We start from the raw sequence: 19,730 nt of genomic DNA, 5'->3' as shown, positions 1-19,730 counted from the left end.
AAAATAAAAGCCGAACAACAATGGCCATAGAAATGAAAGTGCCCGCTGTGGGCGAATCGATTACGGAAGTTACCGTTGCTACTTGGAATAAGAAAGAGGGTGATGTGGTGAAGTTGGACGAAGTTCTTTGTGAATTGGAGTCAGACAAGGCAACTTTTGAATTGCCTGCAGAAGCAGAAGGTATTTTGCATATTGTAGCAAAAGAAGGGGATGTCTTACCTATTGGTGCTGTTATTTGCTCGATTGAGGTTGTTGGTGCTCAAACCACTACCGCCACTCCTGCACCAGCAGCCGCTGTAGCTGAAAGTCCAGCACCCGCTCCAGTAGCTGCTGCACCAGAGGCACCTGTTGCTGTAAGTAAAGTATTGGAAGTAAAGGTTCCTCCGGTGGGAGAATCTATTTCTGAGGTGACAGTTTCTGTTTGGAATAAAAAATCGGGCGATACGGTTGCCTTAGATGAAGTTTTATGTGAATTAGAGTCGGATAAAGCTACGTTTGAATTACCAGCTGAATCAGCGGGTGTGTTACAAATTGTAGCAGAATCAGGTGCTGTGGTGCCTATTGGCGGCCTATTGGCAACCATTACAGTCGTTGCAGGTGCAACGACTCCTCCTCCTGCCACAGTCGTTGCACCTGCAACGACTTTACCTCCTGCCACAGTCGTTGCACCTGCAACGACTCTACCATCAACGGAATCCTATGCAGCAGGGCATCCATCTCCAGCAGCAGCTAAAATTTTGGATGAAAAAGGAATTGCTGCTGCTCAAGTAGCAGGTTCTGGAGTAGGAGGAAGAATAACCAAAGATGATGCTCAAAATGCACAACCAGCAGCAGTAGCTCCAGCTGCACCCGCACCAACAGCTGTTCCTGCAGTAGCTTCTGCGAGTGTATCTACGGATGCGCGAGCTACTCGTCGTGAGAAAATGAGCTCATTGCGTAAAACAGTGGCTCGTCGATTGGTTGCTGTGAAAAATGAAACGGCCATGTTGACCACCTTCAATGAGGTTGATATGAAGCCTGTTATGGATTTACGATCTAAATACAAAGATAAGTTTAAAGAAAAGCATGGTGTCGGGTTGGGCTTTATGTCATTCTTCACCAAGGCAGTATGCGTAGCCTTGAAGGAGTTCCCATCGGTGAATGCTAAGATTGATGGAGATGAAATGGTTTTCCATGATTTCTGTGATATTTCCATTGCTGTTTCTGCACCTAAAGGTTTAGTGGTACCTGTTATTCGCAATGCGGAGAATTTGAGTCTTGCAGGTATTGAATCTGAAGTGGTTCGTTTGGCTGTCAAGGCACGCGATAATAAATTGAGTTTGGAAGAAATGACGGGTGGAACTTTTACTATCACCAATGGTGGAGTATTTGGATCCATGATGTCAACTCCCATCATCAATGCCCCTCAAGTAGCTATTTTAGGTATGCACAATATTGTCGAGCGTCCCGTAGTAGTGGATGGTCAAATTGTGATTAGACCCATGATGTACTTAGCCTTATCGTATGATCACCGTATTATTGACGGTCGTGAGTCAGTGAGCTTCTTAGTACGTGTGAAGCAGTTGTTGGAAGACCCTGCTCGTTTATTATTAGATATTTAACAACGTGAATAGGCCTTTAGGGGCCTATTCCTTTTTTCCAATGCCTTATGTTAGAATTTGATGTTGTCGTTATTGGTTCAGGTCCTGGTGGTTATGTTGCAGCTATTCGTGCAGCTCAGTTAGGATTTAAAACCGCCATTATTGAAAAATATGCTGTTATGGGAGGTACTTGCCTAAATGTAGGTTGCATTCCTTCCAAAGCCCTTTTAGATTCTTCGGAACATTATTATAATGCGATTCATCATTTTGAAGAGCATGGAATAATAGGAGGAAAGCCAAAAGTAGATTTGGAAAAAATGATTGCCCGTAAAGCAGGTGTAGTGGAAAAAATGAATGGTGGGATATCCTTTTTGATGAAGAAAAATAAGGTGACCGTATTTCACGGTCTGGGCTCATTTGAAAGCGCTAACGTGGTGAAAGTATCTCAAACTGATGGAAAAGAGGAGTTATTAAGTGCTAAGCATATCATTGTGGCAACAGGTTCCAAGCCAACGAATTTGCCATTTATTCCAGTAGATAAAACTCGAATTATTACTTCCACGGAGGCATTGAAGTTAAAGGAAATTCCTAAACATTTAATCGTGATTGGGGCAGGAGTGATTGGTGCCGAACTAGGTTCTGTATATGCTCGTTTAGGATCAAAAGTTAGTTTTGTTGAATATGCGGATGGAATGATTCCCACCATGGATAGAACCATGGGTAAGGAATTGCAAAAATCAATCGCTAAGTTAGGAGCGGATTTTTATTTCTCTCACCAAGTTACAGGGGCAGAAAACAAGGGAAAGGAAGTAGTCGTAAAAGCGAAAAATTCCGCTGGAGAAGAAGTTGAAATTAAAGGAGATTATTGTTTGGTCTGTATAGGACGTAAACCTTATACCGAAGGTTTGAATTTAGGAGCAGCAGGATTACAGACAGACGAGCGGGGAAGAATTGCGGTGGATGAGCACACCTTACAAACATTAGTTCCAGGCATTTATGCCATAGGTGATTTGATTCGTGGTGCCATGTTAGCGCATAAGGCCGAAGAAGAAGGAGTATTTGTTGCGGAAGTTATTGCGGGGCAAAAGCCGCATATTAATTATAATTTAATCCCAGGTGTGGTATATACTTGGCCTGAAGTAGCTTCTGTGGGTAAAACAGAGCAAGAACTAAAGGCAGCTGGTATAGCTTACAAAGATGGTTCCTTTCCATTTAAGGCCTTGGGACGTGCTGTTGCCTCTATGGATGTAGATGGATTAGTGAAAGTCTTGGCAGATGCTAAAACCGATGAAATTTTAGGAGTTCATATCATTGGTGCCCGTGCGGCAGATATGATTGCCGAAGCGGTTGTTGCCATGGAATTCAGAGCGAGTGCAGAAGATGTGGCACGTATGTCACATGCCCATCCTACCTACACAGAAGCGATGAAAGAAGCTTGTTTAGCTGCTACCAGCAAACGAGCGATTCACGCCTAATTTATGCGTTTGTTTTTTCTTCGGAAGATTTAAAACGGTTGGTCATTTTGATTAGTAAAAACATCACAAAAGCGACTAAAATAAAGTCGATGAAAATGGTGATGAAGTTACCGTATTGAATGGCATTTTCAGGAGAAAGGATTTTGCCACTGGCATCATATTGAGCTTCTCTCAAGACGTATTTCATGGCTTTGAAATCTACTCCTGTGGTAAGCTCACCAACGATAGGCATGATGACACCATCAATCAATGCGGTCGTGACTTTACCGAATGCAGCTCCCATGATAAAGGCAACCGAAATTTCGATTAGGCTACCTTTCATGGCAAATTCTTTGAACTCTTTGATAATACTCATGGTAAGTAGGGTTTTAAATGGATTAAGGAATGGTATACAATACTGATGAAACATTTCGTTTGACTAGTGATATGCAGAAGGTGAAATACCTTCACAAATAAATGGTCTGTTGAAATTTATCTCCAAATACTTGATTTTTTTTAAAATTTCAATCACTGATTGAGAATTGTTTCAAAACAAATTCCTATCTAATAAATGAGTAAATTTGATTTTATCGTCCTTAGTCATGAAAACATCACTCATTTTTTCATCCTTGATTTTATTTTCTTGGGGACTTTTAGCCCAAAAGTCTGAGAAAGTAACTGTATTCCAATCTGGTCAGGATTCCTATGCCAGTTTCCGTATTCCTGCTATTATTAAACTTCCTCATGGAGAATTATTGGCTTTTGCGGAAGGCAGAAAGAGGAGTGCTGCGGATTTTGGGAATATTGATATTGTTTCAAAGACCAGTAAAGATGGGGGTAAAACCTGGTCAGCCATTCAGAAAGTCGTGGATGTAGATTCATTACAGGCAGGTAATCCAGCTCCTGTAGTTGATTATTGGGATCCTGAATATCCACAAGGAAGAATTTTCTTATTTTATAATACAGGTAATAATCACGAAAATTTGGTTCGACAAGGAAAGGGCCTTAGAGAAGTTTGGTACATCACCTCTACAGATGATGGCCGTACCTGGTCAGCTCCTGTGAATATTACCAAGTCGGTTCATCGTCCCTCTCAAGAACCCTATAAGTTTGCTGAAGATTGGCGCTCTTATGCCAATACTCCTGGTCATGCCATGCAAATTAGTTCAGGAAGGTACCGGGGTAGAATATATGTAGCAGCGAATCATTCTAGTGGAGCGCCAAAATCAGACTTTACAGATTATGTTTCTCATGGTTTTTTTACGGATAATCATGGTCAAAGTTTTCAATTAAGTCAGTCTTTGGGACTTCCTGGAAGCAATGAAGCCACAGCAGCAGAATTGTCGGATAATCGATTATTATTAAACGCAAGAAATCAAAAAGGGGATGTTCGAACACGTATTGCGGCTTTAAGTTCGGATGGGGGAAATACTTGGGACAAAACCTACTATGAAACGTCATTGCCCGATCCCGTTTGTGAGGGCTCATTACTTTCCATTGGATATAGACAAGGGAAAAGTGTATTAGCATTTTCCAATGCAGCAGATCAAGAAAGACGCAATCATGTAACCTTGCGTATCAGTTTTGATGAAGGTTTAACCTGGCCAATCAGCCATGAAATTGATGGCACGAATGATCCAGCGAAATATCCTGATTTTACAGCGTATTCGGATATTGTCAAATTGGATGAAGATCGGATAGGAGTTTTATATGAACGAAATGATTATGCTGAAATCGTTTTTGTCAGTATAAAATGGGAGTAAAATAGCATTTTTTGGCTAAGGCCAGCCAACGCTGTCAAGGTTCCAAACCTTGCCAGCGTTAGCGATTTAGCTCAAGAAATTTCATGGAAAGCTTTCCTTAGCCAAACGATTGAAAACTCAAAAAATGTATACGAAGATGTAAACGATCAAGTTCTTGATTAATCTTCTACTTGAAGGGAATTGAAATCAATTACCTGGGTGCGGGCATAGAAACGCCAAGAAAGTAATGCCGCCGAGCAAATCAGGCTACACGTTAATCCAATCCAGATTCCTACTGCCCCTAAGTCGCCATATATACCTAAGTAATAACTCAAAGGTATTCCCACACCCCAATAAGAAATAACGGTGATAGCTGTAGGGATTTTGACATCTTGTAATCCTCGGAGTAAGCCTAAAGAAACCGCTTGAATACCATCAAAAAGTTGAAATATGGCCCCCCAAGTAACCAAACTTACCGCAATGGTAATAACCTCTGCTTCTTGTGTATATCCGCGTACCAACCATGGTTTACAGGTAAACATAATGATGGCGCAAATTCCCATGAATGCAATGGAAAGAAGTAAGGCGGCATTTCCCGAAACAAATATCCCTGCACGGTTTTTTTCTCCAATATCTGTACCTACGTTAATTCCGCCTGCAGCAGCAATGCCAGTGGCCATCATATAAGTCAGAGAAGCCATGTTAATGGCCACAATATGAGCTGCTTGTGCTGTGGAAGAAATCCAACCCATCATCACCACGGCCATACCAAAGGTGGCAATTTCAAAAAATCCTTGAAAACCGGCTGGGATACCTACTTTTAATATGGTCTTTTCCAACACCCAAGTATGATGTTCCGACCCCATATGGGCAAAATACTTGGTAAAAGAGGCTGATTTGAAAATATACAACCCCAGACTAACAGCCATAAATATGCGGCAAAGTAAAGTTGAAATACCAGCTCCAAATAAGCCCATGGCTGGGATAGGTCCTAAACCATTGATGCAAATATGATTACCTATTACATTTAAGATTAATGCGATAATGGTGATATTCATGGCAATACTAGTTCTTTTCAGTCCATCCGAAAAACTCTTAAATGCCGCAAATAAAAAGGTTGGAATGACCGAAATGGCAATCAACACCAAATAGGGAAGGGTTAGCTCTTTGTTAATGGCACTTTGTTGGAATAGGTCATAATTCCAGCCAATCATAGCAATTAAAAAAATGGTTATTATGGAAAGTATTAAGGCCACTCGAATTCCAGCACGCATCAAATTCCCACATTCAGCGTCATTATTTTCGGCCACTGATTTAGAAATCATGGGTGAAATGATTTGCAAACAGATTAATCCAATAACCGCAATCGTGAAAAATATAGAACCAGCCATACCCGAAGCGCCCAAGCTTTCTGCGGCTTGCGACTTCATTTGACCTACTTGGATGGTATCAGCTAGACCCATGAGCATCACGCCTAATTGTCCAATAACAATTGGGAATGCTAATTTGATGGTGCTGATGATTTTATTTCCAAGGCGGACTTCCTGCATAATTTAGATTCGAACGATTTCTGCTCCTAAAGCATTTAATCGAGTATCAATGTTTTGATATCCTCGGTCAATTTGTTCTATGTTATCAATGATGGACGTGCCTGTAGCGGACATGGCTGCAATCAATAAAGACACACCGGCACGAATATCTGGAGATGACATGCGAATACCTTTTAGGTTTTGTTTTCTATCAAAACCTACTACAGTGGCACGATGAGGATCGCAAAGAATGATTTGTGCTCCCATCTCAATTAATCGATCGACGAAGAAAAGTCGACTTTCAAACATTTTTTGATGAATCAATACTGTTCCTTTAGCCTGAATGGCAGTTACTAAAATTATGGAAAGCAAATCTGGAGTAAACCCTGGCCAAGGATGATCGGAAATGGTTAACATAGATCCATCAATGAAGTTTTCTAATTCATAATGTTCTTGAGCTGGAACAAAAATATCATCTTCACGAAACTCTAATTTGATTCCTAGTTTACGGAAAACATCCGGTATAATTCCTAATTCAGGTATCTTACAATTTTTGATGGTAATTTCTGACTGCGTCATCGCTGCCATTCCAATGAATGAACCGATTTCAATCATATCAGGTAACATGGTATGCTCCGTGCCACCAAGGATTTCGACTCCTTCTATGGTGAGTAAATTGGAACCGATGCCCGAAATGTTAGCTCCCATGCGGTTCAACATTTTACATAATTGCTGAATGTAAGGTTCGCATGCGGCATGGTAAATGGTCGTAGTGCCTTTCGCTAAAACGGCAGCCATCAAAATATTTGCCGTTCCAGTTACTGAAGCCTCATCCAAAAGCATATAGGCTCCTGTTAAATGCGAAGCATCAACTTCATAAAATCCACCATCTTCGGCACTATAATTGAATTTAGCCCCTAATTTCATGAATCCCGTAAAGTGAGTATCCAATCTTCTACGACCTATTTTATCTCCTCCTGGTGAAGGAATACGTCCTTTTTTGAAACGAGCCAAAGTTGGACCTAATAACATCACAGATCCACGTAAGGCAGCTGCTTTAGCTTTATAGGTTTCAGATTCTAGGTATTCAATATTGACTTGAGATGCATCAAATTCAATGCTAGATTCACTTAAACGACGAATTTTCACACCCATGTCGCCCAATAAATCGATTAATTGATTGACATCACGGATGTTAGGAATATTATGAATGGTGACAGGTTCAGCGGTTAAAACGACGGCACAGAGAATTTGCAATGCTTCGTTTTTTGCACCTTGAGGAGTAATTTCTCCTGACAGTTTTCTTCCACCTGTTACTTTAAATGAGGCCATAAGGGTCAACTATTTTTTATGATTTCTTGGATTGAAATTCCGATTGTTTCTGAAGTTTTTTCTGTAATTATTACCGCCACGGTTATTGTTTGGACCGTTTGGATATTCGGGCGCATTGTAGGCATTGCGGGCATTATTGGCCACTTTGGCATGCCCTAAACCTTCTTGAGATAATTCATCAACGATGGAGCCCAACAGATTTTCAGACATTTCTTTGATGTTTTGCCAAATGACCTGATCATCTACCGTGTCTTTATTCCAGGTAACATAGAAACCTTTCATTAATCGAGCAATATAGGCAACTAAGATCTTTTTATCTTCCATTTTTTCTTCAGCTATAGCCCGAAGAATTAACAATTCTACATTACGACCATAATGTTTGAACTTCAAATGATGTTGGTTGTAATTTACTTTTTTAGGGGCTTTACCTACAGATTCGGGCGATGGAGGAGGGTAAGGTCCTTGTACATCCAATTGGAAGTTGGACATGATGTACAAGTCATCCCAAAGTTTTTTGGAATAGTCTTGGCTATTGTCCTTCATGCCTGGATGTATCTGCTTCATGAGTTCAATCATGAGGAAGGCATATTTGGTTCTTTTTTCACGATCCTGAATTGTCAGAATGTAATTGACCAATTTTTGTACACTAGACCCGTATTCTTTCATAATGTTGTGTCAATCTTAATTACTAAATACCAATCGCATCCAAAGATGCGGAAAGGAAATAAGGCAAAATACAAAGGCTGCCCAAATAGCCATCACTAAAACAGCTCCAGCCGCGAAATCTTTCGCTTTTTTTGCCAATGGATGATGTTCTGGGGCTACGATATCGGTGATGCTCTCCAAGGCCGAATTAATCAATTCTGCCATCCAAACGCCCGCAATGGCTAAACTAATCCAAAGCCACTCAATGGCCATAAAGCCTATATTCATCCCAACGATTATGACTAAGATAGTAGAAGCTAGGTGAATTTTAGCATTGTTTTCTTCCTTAATCAAGGTAATGATACCCGACCAAGCAATGGAAATACTGCGAAAAGTTTTGGCTAAATTGAACATATTAAAATTCTGCCGATTTAGGTGTTCTTGGGAAAGGAATGACGTCGCGAATATTGCTCATCCCTGTTACAAATAATACTAAGCGCTCAAAACCTAAGCCGAAGCCAGCATGTGGGGCAGAGCCAAACTGTCTAGTTTGCAAGTACCACCAAATGGAATCTTCTTCGATGCCCACGTCTTTTGTGCGTTGAAGAAGTTTTTCGTAATCATCTTCTCTTTGTGATCCTCCAATGATTTCACCAATACCCGGAAACAAAACGTCCATAGCACGAACCGTTTTACCGTCATCTTCTAATTTCATGTAGAAGGCTTTGATTTCTTTCGGGTAATGTGTTAAAATAACCGGCTTTTTGAAATGTTTTTCTACCAAATAACGCTCATGCTCACTTTGTAAGTCGATTCCCCACTCCACAGGATAATTGAATTTCCCTTGCTTATGAGGTTTAGATTGTAATAAAATGTCTATGGCTTCGGTATAAGTCAATCTCTCAAAGGTATTTTCAGATACAAATCTCAATTTCTCTGAAAGAGTCATTTCCGATTGTTCTTCCTTTTTCTTCATTTTTTCCTCTTCTAACAAGCGTTTTTCAAGGAAAGCAATATCATCAGCACAATTTTCTAAGGCATAACGAATCAAACTTTTGGTAAAGTCTTCTGCCAAATTCATGTTGTCAGTCAATTCAAAAAATGCCATTTCTGGCTCCACCATCCAGAACTCGGCTAAGTGACGTGTGGTATTGGAGTTTTCAGCACGAAAAGTCGGTCCAAACGTGTAAATTTTCGAAAGCGCCATCGCTCCTAATTCACCTTCTAGTTGACCAGAAACAGTCAAATTTGTTTCTTTTCCAAAAAAGTCCTCTTTGTAATCAATTTTACCTTCTTGCGTTAAAGGAGGGTTGATCGCAGGTAAGGTAGTTACGCGGAACATTTCTCCAGCGCCTTCTGCATCAGAACCCGTTATAATAGGCGTATGCAAATAAAAGAAACCGTGATCATTGAAATATTGATGTATAGCAAAGGCTAAAGCGTGACGAATACGTAGAATAGCAGAAAATGTGTTGGTTCTAGGACGAAGATGTGCAATCTCACGCAAGAACTCTAAGGAATGTTTTTTAGGCTGTAAAGGGTATTTTTCTGGATCGGCTGTTCCGTAAATTTGGATAGAAATCACCTGAACCTCCACCGATTGCCCTTGTCCTTGAGAAGGAATCAAGATGCCTGTCACCGCAATACATGAACCTGTGGTTACTAATTTTAAGGTTTCTTCGGAAACAACACCGTCTGAAACTACGGTCTGAATATTATGAATGGTAGACCCATCGTTCATCGCGATGAAAGCTACAGAAGAAGATACACGTTTGGTACGTACCCAACCTTTTACCGTGACCGTTTGCTGGCTCGGGGATTGGAGAAGTAATTCTTTAATTTGCATATAAATAAATGGTCAAATGGCCCCCAATTGGGGCAAACTAGTCTCAAAATTACGTACAAAAAACGGAATAATTTTATTTATTTGTGAATTACAGGTATTTTTAAAAACAGGCCGTCAAATCAACGTATATTTGTTTAATAGATTAAAGATATGCAGGGATTATCACTCAAAATTTCTCAGCAACAGCGGCTTTCTCCACAACAAATTCAGTTTGTTAAATTGCTTCAAATTCCTTCTGCAGAATTAGCTGCTAGGATTGAGGAGGAATTGGAGGAAAATCCCGCTTTGGAAGAGGGTTTGGAAATGCAGGATTCAGATGAATTCGATGAAAAAGAAAGAGAGACTATTGAGGATTTAGAGCGGGAGGAATTGGAGATAGGGGATTATTTACAAGATGATTATGCGGGTTATAAAATGGCTGGAGATTCGTATGAATCCAACGAGGAGTCCAAGGAAAGACCCATGGCCACCGTGTCTAGTGCAGAGGATTATTTGTTGATGCAAATAGGTTTCGTCGTAAAAGATGAGCGAGAAGAAATTATAGCCCATCAATTAATTGGATCACTTGAGGAAGATGGCTATTTGAGACGAAATATTGAAAGTATCGTGAATGATTTAGCCTTTACTCAAGGATTTACCACTGATTTTGAGGAGGTAGAAGGCGTTTTGAAAAAAATTCAGGCTTTAGATCCAGCGGGGATTGGGGCTAGAGATCTACAAGAATGTTTGTCCATTCAATTGCATCGTCGGGAATCTGACCATCCAACCTGTTTGTTAGCTATTCGTTTGATTGATGAGTTTTTTGATGAATTTTCTAAAAAGCATTTTGTTCAGTTGCAGCAAAAATTAGGGATTGATGAAGGGGAGTTAAAAAAGGCTATTCATCTTATCAAACGCTTAAACCCTAAACCAGGCGGAGCGGAAGGAGGGAATTTGGCTCCTTATTTACAACCGGATTTTGTGGTGACCAATCAACATGGGAAATTAGATATTAAGTTGAATGGGAAAAATGCCCCTGAATTGCGCGTGAGTAAGTCATTTCAAGAAATGTTGCAAACCTATGATCAAGGGAATAAACAGCAAAAAGAGATTAAAGAGGCTGTTACCTTTATCAAGCATAAATTAGATGCCGCCTCGTGGTTTATTCAGGCAATTCAACAAAGGCAAGGGACATTGCTGAAAACGATGCATAGTATTGTGGCTCAGCAATACGACTTCTTTCTCACTGGCGATGATTCTAGCTTGAAACCGATGAAAATGAAGGAAATAGCTGCACTGATTGAGATGGATGTCTCTACGGTGTCTAGGGTTGTTTCTGCAAAATCGGTACAAACCGATTTTGGCATTTATCCTTTAAAATATTTTTTCTCTGAAGGAATTACGCACGAATCAGGGGAGGATGTATCAACCAGAGAAGTTAAAAATATTCTCAAAGAGATTATTGAGCAGGAGCCGGCTCATGACCCCTATCCCGATGAAACCTTAGAACTGCTTTTAGGGGAAAAGGGCTTCGTGGTGAAGCGTCGTACTGTGGCTAAATACCGAGAACAACTAGGTATTCCTGTAGCGAGGCTTAGGAGGAATTTATAAATTATAAATTATAAGTTTTCGTTTGCGAAACCAGTAATCCTATTTGTCTTTAAGGGTTTTTAATATTCTTGTTATAAGGTATTAGATTGATTTTGCTTCAGCAAATACAGTTGGTTCAATATATAAATGGATAGAATTTAGCAATTCAAGCCAATAAATTGTTTCATTTATTTCCTTTTGTGCAATATTTAGTTTATGAATAAAATCTGCTTTTGATTCAGCATGCTGAGCCTCCCTAACCATAGCACCAACACTTGTTCCAGACTTTAATAATTGATTAGTCAAAATGTATTCACGTTTTGAATCTTGAAATTCTTTGCAAATAGAAATAATGGATTTAGCAAATTCAAATGTTTTAAATTTAAGGATATTGTTTTTCATGTATAATGGTTAGATTTAAAGAATTAAGGTTCAAATTAAGTGTCTAAATTAAATGCTCAAAAGAATGAACTGAGATTATCAAATGTCTTATATTTTTCTTCAAGGGCAATCAGTTAAAAATATTAAAGAATGTGAATGTTTAATAGATTTATTGCTTGATAGTTAAAATACCTCACATTTATAATTCATAATTTATCATTTATAATTTAATCCCATGTCTTCATACCACTTTCTCAGCCTTAGTCAATTGAATGGAGTTTGGACTGTTCAATTGAAACGTCCAGAAGTATATAATGCTTTAAATGCGGGTTTGATTCATGAAATTAGAGATGTAGCAGAAAAGGCCAAGGCTTCCGAATCTGCGCGAGTATTGGTCATTACTGGAGAGGGAAAAGCTTTTTGTTCAGGGGCTGATTTGAAATCAGGAACCAGTGATTCTGATTTAGGTGCGGTTTTGCGAGCAACTTATAATCCGATGATTTTGGCCTTACGAGGATTAGATAAACCGGTAATTGGGGCAATCAACGGTCCAGCTGCAGGAGCGGGATGTTCCTTGGCATTGGCTTGCGACTATTTGATAGTCAAGGAAGGGGCCTATTTTGCTGAACTTTTTGTTCAGATTGGTTTGACCTTAGATGCAGGAAGCACTGCTTTTTTAATGCAATCCTTAGGGTATCATAAGGCATTTGAATTAGCAGCTACGGCTAAAAAAATTAGCGCAGAAGAAGCAAAAGGCTTAGGTTTGGTGGCTGAGGTAGTTTCGGATGAAAATTGGGAACAGCGAGTGAAAACCTTGGGAGAAGAATTTGCTCAACGCCCAACCCTAGCTTTAGCCTTAATAAAAAGAGAATTGCAAAAGGCTCACCATCAGGACTTAGCAACGGTATTAGAAATGGAAGCGGATGCTCAGCGACAAGCAGGATATTCCAAAGATTTCCAAGAAGGCGTAGCGTCATTTCTAGAAAAACGTGCTCCTAATTTTATAGGGAAGTAAAAAATGGAATAAAATTGATTTTTTTTCTGCTAGGTCTTTTCATATTCCCAAAGAAATTCTACCTTTGCAGTCCCGAATGGGAATTGGTTGCGTAGCTCAATTGGATAGAGCATCTCACTACGGATGAGAAGGTTTGGGGTTCGAATCCCTACGCGACCACTTAAAAACACAAAAGCCTTTTCATGTTCATGGATGGGCTTTTCTTTTTCTAATTAAAAAGTCTTACAATCAGGCCATTGGGTATCATTTTTGAATCAAGCGTTAAATGAATTTAAGCAAGGATACGATGAATAGCTAATCTATTGTAAAGGTTTACACTAGTTGTTGATCATATAATTGCTTGAAAAGACCATTTTGACTCTTTAACTCTTCGAAATTCCCCTTTTCAACAATTTTACCTTCATCTATGACATAAATATAATCGGCCAGTTTTAAGTTATAAAGTCGGTGTGTAATGAGAATGGTTGCTCGATTGCTAGCTATTTGTTTGAAATTTTGAAATATTTTAGCTTCTGAAATTGCATCCAATGCACTAGTGGGCTCATCCAATACAATGAGATGAGCTGGTCGATAAAATGCCCTAGCTATGGCTAATTTTTGCCATTGTCCTCCACTAATCTGTTCTCCTCCCTCAAAAATCTTTCCCAGCCTAGTTTCATAAGAATGGGGAAGTTGTTGGATGAATTCTTCCGCATCAGCCAATCGGGCTGCTTGTTGTATTGCATCCATATCCATGGGATGATCTAAATCGCCCATGGCTATAATTTCTTTGATCTTTAAAAAGTATTTTTCGAAATCTTGAAAGACAAACAGACTATTTTGTTTATAAATTTCAGCATCTAATTCCTGTAAATGATGACCATTCCAGTTAATTTCCCCCTGACTTGGGCTATATAGGCCGGCTAATAATTTGATTAAGGTTGTTTTTCCAGCTCCATTCATCCCAACAATGGCAATCGTTTGGCCAATTTGACAAGATAAACTAATCTGTTCCAATGTTTTGTGCGTCGATCCAGGATATTGAAAATCCACTTTTTTGATTTCTAGCCCCTTTCCCATGTTGTCCATAGGAACAGTCCCATGAATAGGCTTTTCACGATCTAAAGCCAGAAATAGGTTGAAATCTTGTATGAAACGACGTTGTTGGAACAACTGAAGCAATGAATTCAATAGGTTTTTTAAGGTGCTTTGAATTCGTTGAATACCTTGGATGTATACAATAAATAAACTTATTCCGATGGATTGCGCAAAAGCCATTTGGGCCAGTCCATACAGGATATAAAATAAAATGGACACTTCTAGTATTTCAGTCAAAAAACCTAAGCTGATTAACTTCTTTTGAAGCTTATTTTTATGATGGAATATAAATGATTTAATTTCTTTTAATCGATGAAGAAAATACGTTCCAAAATTGAGCGTTCGTAATTCTTTGGCATAGGCACTTCCAGTCAATAGATGAATTAAATAATAGGATTCTCTTTCTTTACTAACTAATTGTTTATCAAGTCGGTGTAGAGCAAAACCCGAGTACCATTTTATGATGGTTAGCGGTACAGCCACTACTAATATGAGCCAAGCAAATGGCTTAATTAAGGTGAAAAAATAAATGATTAAAATGGCAAATGTTAGAAACTGAGTTAGAAAAGACTTGAAATTTTGGTAAATCAGCGGAAGATTTTGTTGTGATTGCTGCTGGGCTATGTGCAAAGAGTCTTGATATTGAGCTTCCTCATAATAGGTATATGGAATAGCGATGGCCTTATTTAGAATTTTATATACAATTTCATTCGTGATTTTTTGCTCTTGAATAAATGCCATATAGTTGTCTATATGCGTAAGTAAGGATTGGATAATTTGTAATGAAATGAGTAATGCAATCCAGCTAAAAATGGTAGAAAAATTCGTCGACGCAATATGTCCGAATTGGTCAAACAGATTTTTGGTGACATACAAAGTGCCAGTGGGGATTAAGGCTATTAAACATCCAATAAGAAGTTGAAATAGGGTATTCTTCTTGTTTAGACTGAATATTAGTTTGTAAACCAATAGAAAATCCTGGAGTATTTTGAATTTCAATTGTAGAGGTATTTTATGCATACAAAGCTATCTGATATGCTTGATTAATTCATAATAAGGACAAAGATTCATTCATCTTTTGAGGAAATTACTACCTTTGTATTTACTAATTTAATCTGTTCCATGTTTAAATACCTTGCCTTTGGCATGCAAATCCATTCTGGATTTGAAATATCTGGTTTATACCCTTCTACTTCATTAGAATCTGGAAATACAGTTCATGTAGAATTAGGAAAGGTCCCAGAATCTTTAATCAATGAAGTATTGGAAGTAAAACCTTTTTCTACTTACAATGAAAATGAGTTTATCTTTAATATACCTGAAACGGCTAAGTATTACATAACGAATGGGACTAAAGTAGTAATCGAACCATTGACAGACAATTTCGAGGAGGTACTATTTTATTTTTATACGGGTGTATTGGCAACGGTACTTTTTCAAAAAAATATTCTACCACTACATGTATCAGGAATTAAACTAAAGAACAATACGGTGATGCTTTTTGCTGGTCATCAAAGGGCTGGGAAATCTTCAACGTCCATTATGTTGCAAAATATGGGTTATTTGCCATTTACGGATGATACAGCGGTTTTGGATGTTGAAAATGGTATTTGTTATGCCCATGCATCCTATCCAATTATTCGAGCTATGGAAAAGACCCTCGAAAGGCAACAGGTCTATTCAGAGGATAAAATTAAACCTGTAATTGGAGAAGGCTTTAAATATGGTATTAATTTTCACGAAAAATTTACAGAGCAAAAATTGCCTGTTAGTGGAATCGTCTTTATTAGTGAAGAAGGAGATGAGGTAACCGTTTCTACTATGAAAGCAGCTGAAGCGATTAAATTATTGAAATTTAATATTTATCGAAAGCAATGGGTAAGTGGAATGAAAAAAGAGATGTTGCAGTTTAAAACGATATCAAGTATAGCACAAAGTCAAGTTCATTTTTTTAGTGCCAAGCGTCCTTGGGAGGCTGATAGTTTTGAAACGTTTGCTCAAGCGATTGAGGAACAAATCATTAGCCAAATTGGAAATTAAAAAAAATATTATTTGGTTAGCATCTTACCCAAAATCAGGGAATACTTGGTTTAGAAGTTTCATTACGGCTTTAAAAAATAGGGGAGAGGTTAATATAAATGACCTGAAGACCGAAGGGATTTTTTCCAGTAAAATATCGCTGGAAGATAATTTAGATGTAGATGCTGATGATGTAAGAAGTACGCAAATTGACATATTTAAGCGACTAGCTTTAACGTACCAATCGAGTATTTCGGAAGAAAAAAATTTCTTTAAAATTCATGATTTGTATTCTCTTTCTGAATTTGATAATAAGCCTATCGTGCCAATTGAAAGTACTTTTGCGGCTATTTATTTTGTGAGAAATCCTTTGGATGTTTCGATTTCCATGGCAAATCATAATGGACAATCGATTGATCAAGTGATTGAAAAGGTGATGGGAAATCCCCTAGCTTCTATTTCTAAGAACAGTAAATTTTTGCAACATCAATTTCCCCAATGGATTGGTACATGGAACAACCATGTGGTCAGCTGGAAACAAGTGGATTCTTTTCCTGTCTATTTTGTGCGCTATGAAGATATGAAACAATCTCCGAAAGAGACTTTTACAGACATCTTACATAACATTGGGTATGAAGCGAGTGAATTGGAAATCAATAGGGCCTTGGAAGCTGCAAAATTTGAAAATTTAAAGCAACAAGAACAGGAATTCGGTTTTAGAGAGAGACCTGGTTCATCAAAAAGTTTTTTTAATAAAGGAGAAATGGGACAGTGGAAAGAACAATTAACTAAAAGTCAAATAGATAAAATTAAACAAATAAATGAGCCCATGATGCGCGAATTCGGCTATTGGGAAGACTAAATATGGAAAATTCAACGTATATTTTTAATGAAGAAAAGGTTTTATTAACCCAATTAGGAGATGAAGGTGTTGCATTTGATATTGAATCAAATGAGTATTATACGCTGAATGAGACTCTTTTCAAGATAGCTAATGGTATCAAAAATCAACAATCTATTCCAGAAATTGTTGATTTTTTGTTAAATGAGTATGCTATTTCTGATGCATTTTGCCAAGAGGAGATAGCCAAAGGAATTCAGCAATTAATTGACAAAAAAATCATCTTTGTGCAGGCACATGCTTAGGCTATTCAGCCTCTTTTTGTCGTTAAGTACCCAAGGAAAAATAATCTTGCTAAAGACCATTTTTCTTTCTCAGTACTCTTTTGTCTTGTTCAAAATTAAACCTACTTGGATTCGTTTTGGTCAACTAAATCAACAAGATAAAGAGGACCTACCCATTGATTGGGAACTAGTCAAAGATGTGAAATTCAGTATTTATGCGGTAAGTAAATGGATGCCTATACAGTTAGTTTGTCGGCATCAAGCCCACGTCGCTAAGATTTTATTAAATCAATATAAGATTCCGTTTAAATTGTATATTGGCTTTCGTCAGGGGGACGACAAGAGCATTCAAGGTCATGCATGGACGGAGGTTCAGGGCCTCCAAATCACCGGATTTTGTGATCCTAAAGAGTATGTGATTCATGCAGTTTATTCTTAATATGTAGAAAAATGACTTGAATTGCCTAATGGTGTTTTTGAGGAAATTACTCTTCTTTTAAGATGCAATAGTGTCAGATTCAATTAGGAATTTCAACGGATTTAACTCCAAAGATTCATCGATATTCCACGAGTTAAGGCTTGGGCTTTCCCAAGTTTTCTTCTGAGCAATAGCCTCTTCGCTTATTTGTTCTTTCATATGTCAATTATTTGGTACTAAATATCTAGTCAGAATCGAATGACTAATATCAGGCTGTGGGGTTAAATTTTTGTTCTCTTTCCTGCTATATGAGTAATGAAACTAAGAGCCTAATGTTTGATCTGTATTAATCAAGAATTTTAGCGGATTCAATGTTAGAAATTCTTCTGTATTCCAAGCTTCTAGTTTAGGGCTTTCCCATTTTTTACGATTTGATTGTTGCGAGTTGTTTTCCAATAATTCAGCATCTTTCATTTTCACTAATTTTAACGTTAAACGGTTTTTGAAGAAATTGATTAAAAATTTTAAATATTCTATAAAATGGAATAGTACAATCTAATGGCTTAATTAATTAGCCTAAACACTAAAGTGACTTGGACTTATGTATATTTTAAAGGGCTCACTTTCTTCATTAGATTTCGATATAGCCAATAATTTTCACCATAAGAAACGAATATTTCTTCGTTAGCTGGGATGTCTATTTTAGCTATAATGGTCATGGTTTCTGCCACAAAATCTAATTTTTGAACGGTATTGGGGATATTGGCATGATTGTACAAAGATCCATAGCCCAAAGCCACGTAAATTCTATATCCATGCTTTTTACATATTTCACATTGACATTTGTTATTGGCCCATATATAATCTAAAGTAGTTGGCTCCGTTACATAGTAGGACCGCCATTTGATAGGCAGAAGTCTAGCTTCCTCAATCAATTCTCCTTTTCTAATGGCTTCCTTTGAAAATATACCCATCCCATGAACCTGAGAACTACCAGTCCTAATTTTAGCTGATGGACCTAATAAATCAAATTTGGGATTAGAATTTTCGCAAGAATTTAACACGTTTAGAAATAAAGTTAAAATGAGTAGATAAATATACCATATATATGAAATATAGTACACAGAAAAACCTCCATGATCAATATTTTTGCATATTCATCTTATCCATGGAAGTTAAGTATCTTATTGTTTATTAGTTATTAGACAAAATGTATAATATGTAGCTGAAGAAGTTAGAAAATGGATTTCCTAAACTTGTTATAAATTGTAAGATAATAAATAAAAGGAATTAGCTTAAGAAACTACCATCAACTCCAGTTTTAACCCCAAGATTTAATTCTAAATTAACATCCCACTTACTTAATTCTGGCTGTTTCCAAGTCTTTTTTTCTGAAGAAACCTTGTTTTGATCGACATTAAGTTCTTGATTTTTCTTGTTTTGGATTTTCATAATATCTTTATTTTGAATCTGTACTTAAAATTGTTAGAATATGTATCTGCAAAATTGAATTGAGAATATTTGCATTTTCCCAATGAGTTAAACTAACTCAAGATGCTGTAAATATCCCATCAAATTTAGTTCCTTGATGGAAGTTTATATTTTCTTCTATGTTCAACAAGTAGATTTCAGGGCTTTTCCACGTTTTTTTAATACTTGTTCCCAGCAAAGTCTAGAGATTTCTACTTGATTTTTCGAATGATATTGTTGCTTCATTTATTTGATTTTATGTTACTTATTCTTACAAAAAGAAACAACCGTTAATATTCCATTAAACATTTTAACAGGAGGGTCTCAAATTGATAGAACAACAAAATGTTTGTTTTAGCAATGTATACATCTACAACTTTAATCTACTTAATGCATTCAAAAAAAATGCAAAAGCGATTCTATTTAGTGGGAATCAAGAATTAAATATAATCTAAACTTCACCTAGGTATTTATGACCTTGATTCAATACCATATTTGATGACTAACAGAATAATTCAAGATTCTTCT

General features: G+C 37.6%; 21 protein-coding genes and 1 tRNA gene. 10 read left to right on the top strand and 12 right to left on the bottom strand.

The window, feature by feature from the left end:
* Positions 1-20: 20 nt before the first annotated feature.
* Positions 21-1,601 (top strand): 2-oxoglutarate dehydrogenase complex dihydrolipoyllysine-residue succinyltransferase, encoded by a 1,581-nt coding sequence (odhB, locus tag EWU23_RS03725; RefSeq protein ID WP_166228931.1) that lies wholly within the window; start codon positions 21-23, stop codon positions 1,599-1,601.
* 47 nt (positions 1,602-1,648) lie between these two features.
* Positions 1,649-3,055: a dihydrolipoyl dehydrogenase gene (gene lpdA / locus EWU23_RS03720; protein ID WP_166228929.1), complete on the top strand. Its 1,407-nt coding sequence runs from the start codon at positions 1,649-1,651 to the stop codon at positions 3,053-3,055.
* Between the two features lies 1 nt (position 3,056).
* Here the strand turns inward: lpdA and mscL are convergent, their stop codons facing one another.
* Positions 3,057-3,410, bottom strand: coding sequence for a large conductance mechanosensitive channel protein MscL (gene mscL / locus EWU23_RS03715; protein ID WP_166228927.1), 354 nt, complete (start codon positions 3,408-3,410; stop codon positions 3,057-3,059).
* A gap of 226 nt (positions 3,411-3,636) precedes the next feature.
* On the opposite strand from mscL, the gene EWU23_RS03710 reads away from it, so the two are divergent.
* Entirely contained in the window at positions 3,637-4,797 is a 1,161-nt protein-coding gene (locus EWU23_RS03710) for a sialidase family protein (RefSeq protein ID WP_166228925.1), read from the top strand.
* 158 nt (positions 4,798-4,955) lie between these two features.
* On the opposite strand, the gene EWU23_RS03705 is transcribed toward EWU23_RS03710, so the two are convergent.
* The 5 genes from EWU23_RS03705 to asnS are packed head-to-tail and all read right to left on the bottom strand — an operon-like array spanning position 4,956 to position 10,128.
* Entirely contained in the window at positions 4,956-6,326 is a 1,371-nt protein-coding gene (locus tag EWU23_RS03705; RefSeq protein ID WP_166228923.1) for an MATE family efflux transporter, read from the bottom strand.
* 3 nt (positions 6,327-6,329) lie between these two features.
* A complete protein-coding gene (gene murA, locus EWU23_RS03700) occupies positions 6,330-7,637 on the bottom strand; it encodes a UDP-N-acetylglucosamine 1-carboxyvinyltransferase (RefSeq protein ID WP_166228921.1) in 1,308 nt (435 codons plus the stop codon).
* 9 nt (positions 7,638-7,646) lie between these two features.
* Positions 7,647-8,303 carry a DUF4290 domain-containing protein gene (locus tag EWU23_RS03695; RefSeq protein WP_166228919.1) on the bottom strand — a complete coding sequence of 219 codons (657 nt, stop codon included), beginning with the start codon at positions 8,301-8,303 and terminating at the stop codon, positions 7,647-7,649.
* A gap of 15 nt (positions 8,304-8,318) precedes the next feature.
* On the bottom strand, positions 8,319-8,696 hold the full coding sequence (locus EWU23_RS03690; protein WP_166228917.1) for a diacylglycerol kinase family protein: 378 nt from the start codon (positions 8,694-8,696) through the stop codon (positions 8,319-8,321).
* Between the two features lies 1 nt (position 8,697).
* Positions 8,698-10,128 carry an asparagine--tRNA ligase gene (gene asnS / locus EWU23_RS03685; RefSeq protein ID WP_166228915.1) on the bottom strand — a complete coding sequence of 477 codons (1,431 nt, stop codon included), beginning with the start codon at positions 10,126-10,128 and terminating at the stop codon, positions 8,698-8,700.
* A gap of 150 nt (positions 10,129-10,278) precedes the next feature.
* Between asnS and rpoN the strand changes: the two genes are divergently transcribed.
* Positions 10,279-11,718 (top strand): RNA polymerase factor sigma-54, encoded by a 1,440-nt coding sequence (gene rpoN / locus EWU23_RS03680; protein WP_166228913.1) that lies wholly within the window; start codon positions 10,279-10,281, stop codon positions 11,716-11,718.
* A gap of 81 nt (positions 11,719-11,799) precedes the next feature.
* On the opposite strand, the gene EWU23_RS03675 is transcribed toward rpoN, so the two are convergent.
* A complete protein-coding gene (locus tag EWU23_RS03675) occupies positions 11,800-12,099 on the bottom strand; it encodes a four helix bundle protein (protein ID WP_166228911.1) in 300 nt (99 codons plus the stop codon).
* A gap of 214 nt (positions 12,100-12,313) precedes the next feature.
* Here EWU23_RS03675 and EWU23_RS03670 point away from each other — a divergent pair, with 214 nt between their 5' ends.
* Together EWU23_RS03670 and EWU23_RS03665 are read left to right on the top strand one after the other, a co-directional pair.
* The gene (locus EWU23_RS03670) at positions 12,314-13,093 is read left to right on the top strand and encodes an enoyl-CoA hydratase/isomerase family protein (protein WP_166228909.1); all 780 of its coding nucleotides are present in this window, start codon (positions 12,314-12,316) and stop codon (positions 13,091-13,093) included.
* A gap of 85 nt (positions 13,094-13,178) precedes the next feature.
* Positions 13,179-13,252: transfer RNA gene (locus EWU23_RS03665), tRNA-Arg, on the top strand.
* A gap of 153 nt (positions 13,253-13,405) precedes the next feature.
* Here EWU23_RS03665 and EWU23_RS03660 read toward each other — a convergent pair.
* Positions 13,406-14,911, bottom strand: a complete 1,506-nt coding sequence (locus EWU23_RS03660) for an ABC transporter ATP-binding protein (RefSeq protein WP_205753064.1) — start codon at positions 14,909-14,911, stop codon at positions 13,406-13,408.
* A 381-nt stretch (positions 14,912-15,292) separates the two neighbouring features.
* On the opposite strand from EWU23_RS03660, the gene EWU23_RS03655 reads away from it, so the two are divergent.
* Genes EWU23_RS03655 through EWU23_RS03640 form a run of 4 tightly spaced genes read left to right on the top strand, consistent with a single transcriptional unit; the run spans position 15,293 to position 17,753 of the window.
* Entirely contained in the window at positions 15,293-16,210 is a 918-nt protein-coding gene (locus tag EWU23_RS03655) for a hypothetical protein (RefSeq protein WP_166228905.1), read from the top strand.
* A complete protein-coding gene (locus EWU23_RS03650; protein WP_166228896.1) occupies positions 16,200-17,051 on the top strand; it encodes a sulfotransferase domain-containing protein in 852 nt (283 codons plus the stop codon). Before EWU23_RS03655 ends, EWU23_RS03650 begins: the two co-directional genes overlap by 11 nt.
* Positions 17,052-17,053: 2 nt before the next feature.
* Positions 17,054-17,335 carry a PqqD family protein gene (locus tag EWU23_RS03645; protein WP_166228894.1) on the top strand — a complete coding sequence of 94 codons (282 nt, stop codon included), beginning with the start codon at positions 17,054-17,056 and terminating at the stop codon, positions 17,333-17,335.
* Positions 17,336-17,381: 46 nt separating this feature from the next.
* Positions 17,382-17,753 carry a lasso peptide biosynthesis B2 protein gene (locus EWU23_RS03640; protein WP_166228892.1) on the top strand — a complete coding sequence of 124 codons (372 nt, stop codon included), beginning with the start codon at positions 17,382-17,384 and terminating at the stop codon, positions 17,751-17,753.
* Between the two features lie 57 nt (positions 17,754-17,810).
* On the opposite strand, the gene EWU23_RS03635 is transcribed toward EWU23_RS03640, so the two are convergent.
* The 4 genes from EWU23_RS03635 to EWU23_RS03620 form a co-directional block, all read right to left on the bottom strand.
* Entirely contained in the window at positions 17,811-17,951 is a 141-nt protein-coding gene (locus EWU23_RS03635; protein ID WP_166228890.1) for a hypothetical protein, read from the bottom strand.
* Between the two features lie 102 nt (positions 17,952-18,053).
* A complete protein-coding gene (locus EWU23_RS03630) occupies positions 18,054-18,206 on the bottom strand; it encodes a hypothetical protein (RefSeq protein ID WP_166228888.1) in 153 nt (50 codons plus the stop codon).
* Positions 18,207-18,331: 125 nt separating this feature from the next.
* Positions 18,332-18,796 (bottom strand): SET domain-containing protein-lysine N-methyltransferase, encoded by a 465-nt coding sequence (locus EWU23_RS03625; RefSeq protein WP_166228886.1) that lies wholly within the window; start codon positions 18,794-18,796, stop codon positions 18,332-18,334.
* Positions 18,797-19,022: 226 nt separating this feature from the next.
* Positions 19,023-19,184, bottom strand: coding sequence for a hypothetical protein (locus tag EWU23_RS03620; RefSeq protein ID WP_166228884.1), 162 nt, complete (start codon positions 19,182-19,184; stop codon positions 19,023-19,025).
* Between the last annotated feature and the right edge of the window lie 546 nt (positions 19,185-19,730).

The sequence above is a fragment of the Aquirufa beregesia genome, assembly GCF_011090385.1.
In the GTDB taxonomy this organism is placed as follows: Bacteria; Bacteroidota; Bacteroidia; order Cytophagales; family Spirosomataceae; genus Aquirufa; species Aquirufa beregesia.
The sequence above is the reverse complement of the archived record's forward strand: the minus strand, read 5'-3'. Positions and strand labels throughout refer to the sequence as shown.

Coding starts and splice junctions, on each gene's coding strand:
- odhB (WP_166228931.1), top strand. CDS start 21: ATGGCCATAGAAATGAAAGTGCCCGCTGTGGGCGAATCGATTACGGAA.
- lpdA (WP_166228929.1), top strand. CDS start 1,649: ATGTTAGAATTTGATGTTGTCGTTATTGGTTCAGGTCCTGGTGGTTAT.
- mscL (WP_166228927.1), bottom strand. CDS start 3,410: ATGAGTATTATCAAAGAGTTCAAAGAATTTGCCATGAAAGGTAGCCTA.
- EWU23_RS03710 (WP_166228925.1), top strand. CDS start 3,637: ATGAAAACATCACTCATTTTTTCATCCTTGATTTTATTTTCTTGGGGA.
- EWU23_RS03705 (WP_166228923.1), bottom strand. CDS start 6,326: ATGCAGGAAGTCCGCCTTGGAAATAAAATCATCAGCACCATCAAATTA.
- murA (WP_166228921.1), bottom strand. CDS start 7,637: ATGGCCTCATTTAAAGTAACAGGTGGAAGAAAACTGTCAGGAGAAATT.
- EWU23_RS03695 (WP_166228919.1), bottom strand. CDS start 8,303: ATGAAAGAATACGGGTCTAGTGTACAAAAATTGGTCAATTACATTCTG.
- EWU23_RS03690 (WP_166228917.1), bottom strand. CDS start 8,696: ATGTTCAATTTAGCCAAAACTTTTCGCAGTATTTCCATTGCTTGGTCG.
- asnS (WP_166228915.1), bottom strand. CDS start 10,128: ATGCAAATTAAAGAATTACTTCTCCAATCCCCGAGCCAGCAAACGGTC.
- rpoN (WP_166228913.1), top strand. CDS start 10,279: ATGCAGGGATTATCACTCAAAATTTCTCAGCAACAGCGGCTTTCTCCA.
- EWU23_RS03675 (WP_166228911.1), bottom strand. CDS start 12,099: ATGAAAAACAATATCCTTAAATTTAAAACATTTGAATTTGCTAAATCC.
- EWU23_RS03670 (WP_166228909.1), top strand. CDS start 12,314: ATGTCTTCATACCACTTTCTCAGCCTTAGTCAATTGAATGGAGTTTGG.
- EWU23_RS03660 (WP_205753064.1), bottom strand. CDS start 14,911: ATGGCATTTATTCAAGAGCAAAAAATCACGAATGAAATTGTATATAAA.
- EWU23_RS03655 (WP_166228905.1), top strand. CDS start 15,293: ATGTTTAAATACCTTGCCTTTGGCATGCAAATCCATTCTGGATTTGAA.
- EWU23_RS03645 (WP_166228894.1), top strand. CDS start 17,054: ATGGAAAATTCAACGTATATTTTTAATGAAGAAAAGGTTTTATTAACC.
- EWU23_RS03635 (WP_166228890.1), bottom strand. CDS start 17,951: ATGAAAGAACAAATAAGCGAAGAGGCTATTGCTCAGAAGAAAACTTGG.
- EWU23_RS03630 (WP_166228888.1), bottom strand. CDS start 18,206: ATGAAAGATGCTGAATTATTGGAAAACAACTCGCAACAATCAAATCGT.
- EWU23_RS03620 (WP_166228884.1), bottom strand. CDS start 19,184: ATGAAAATCCAAAACAAGAAAAATCAAGAACTTAATGTCGATCAAAAC.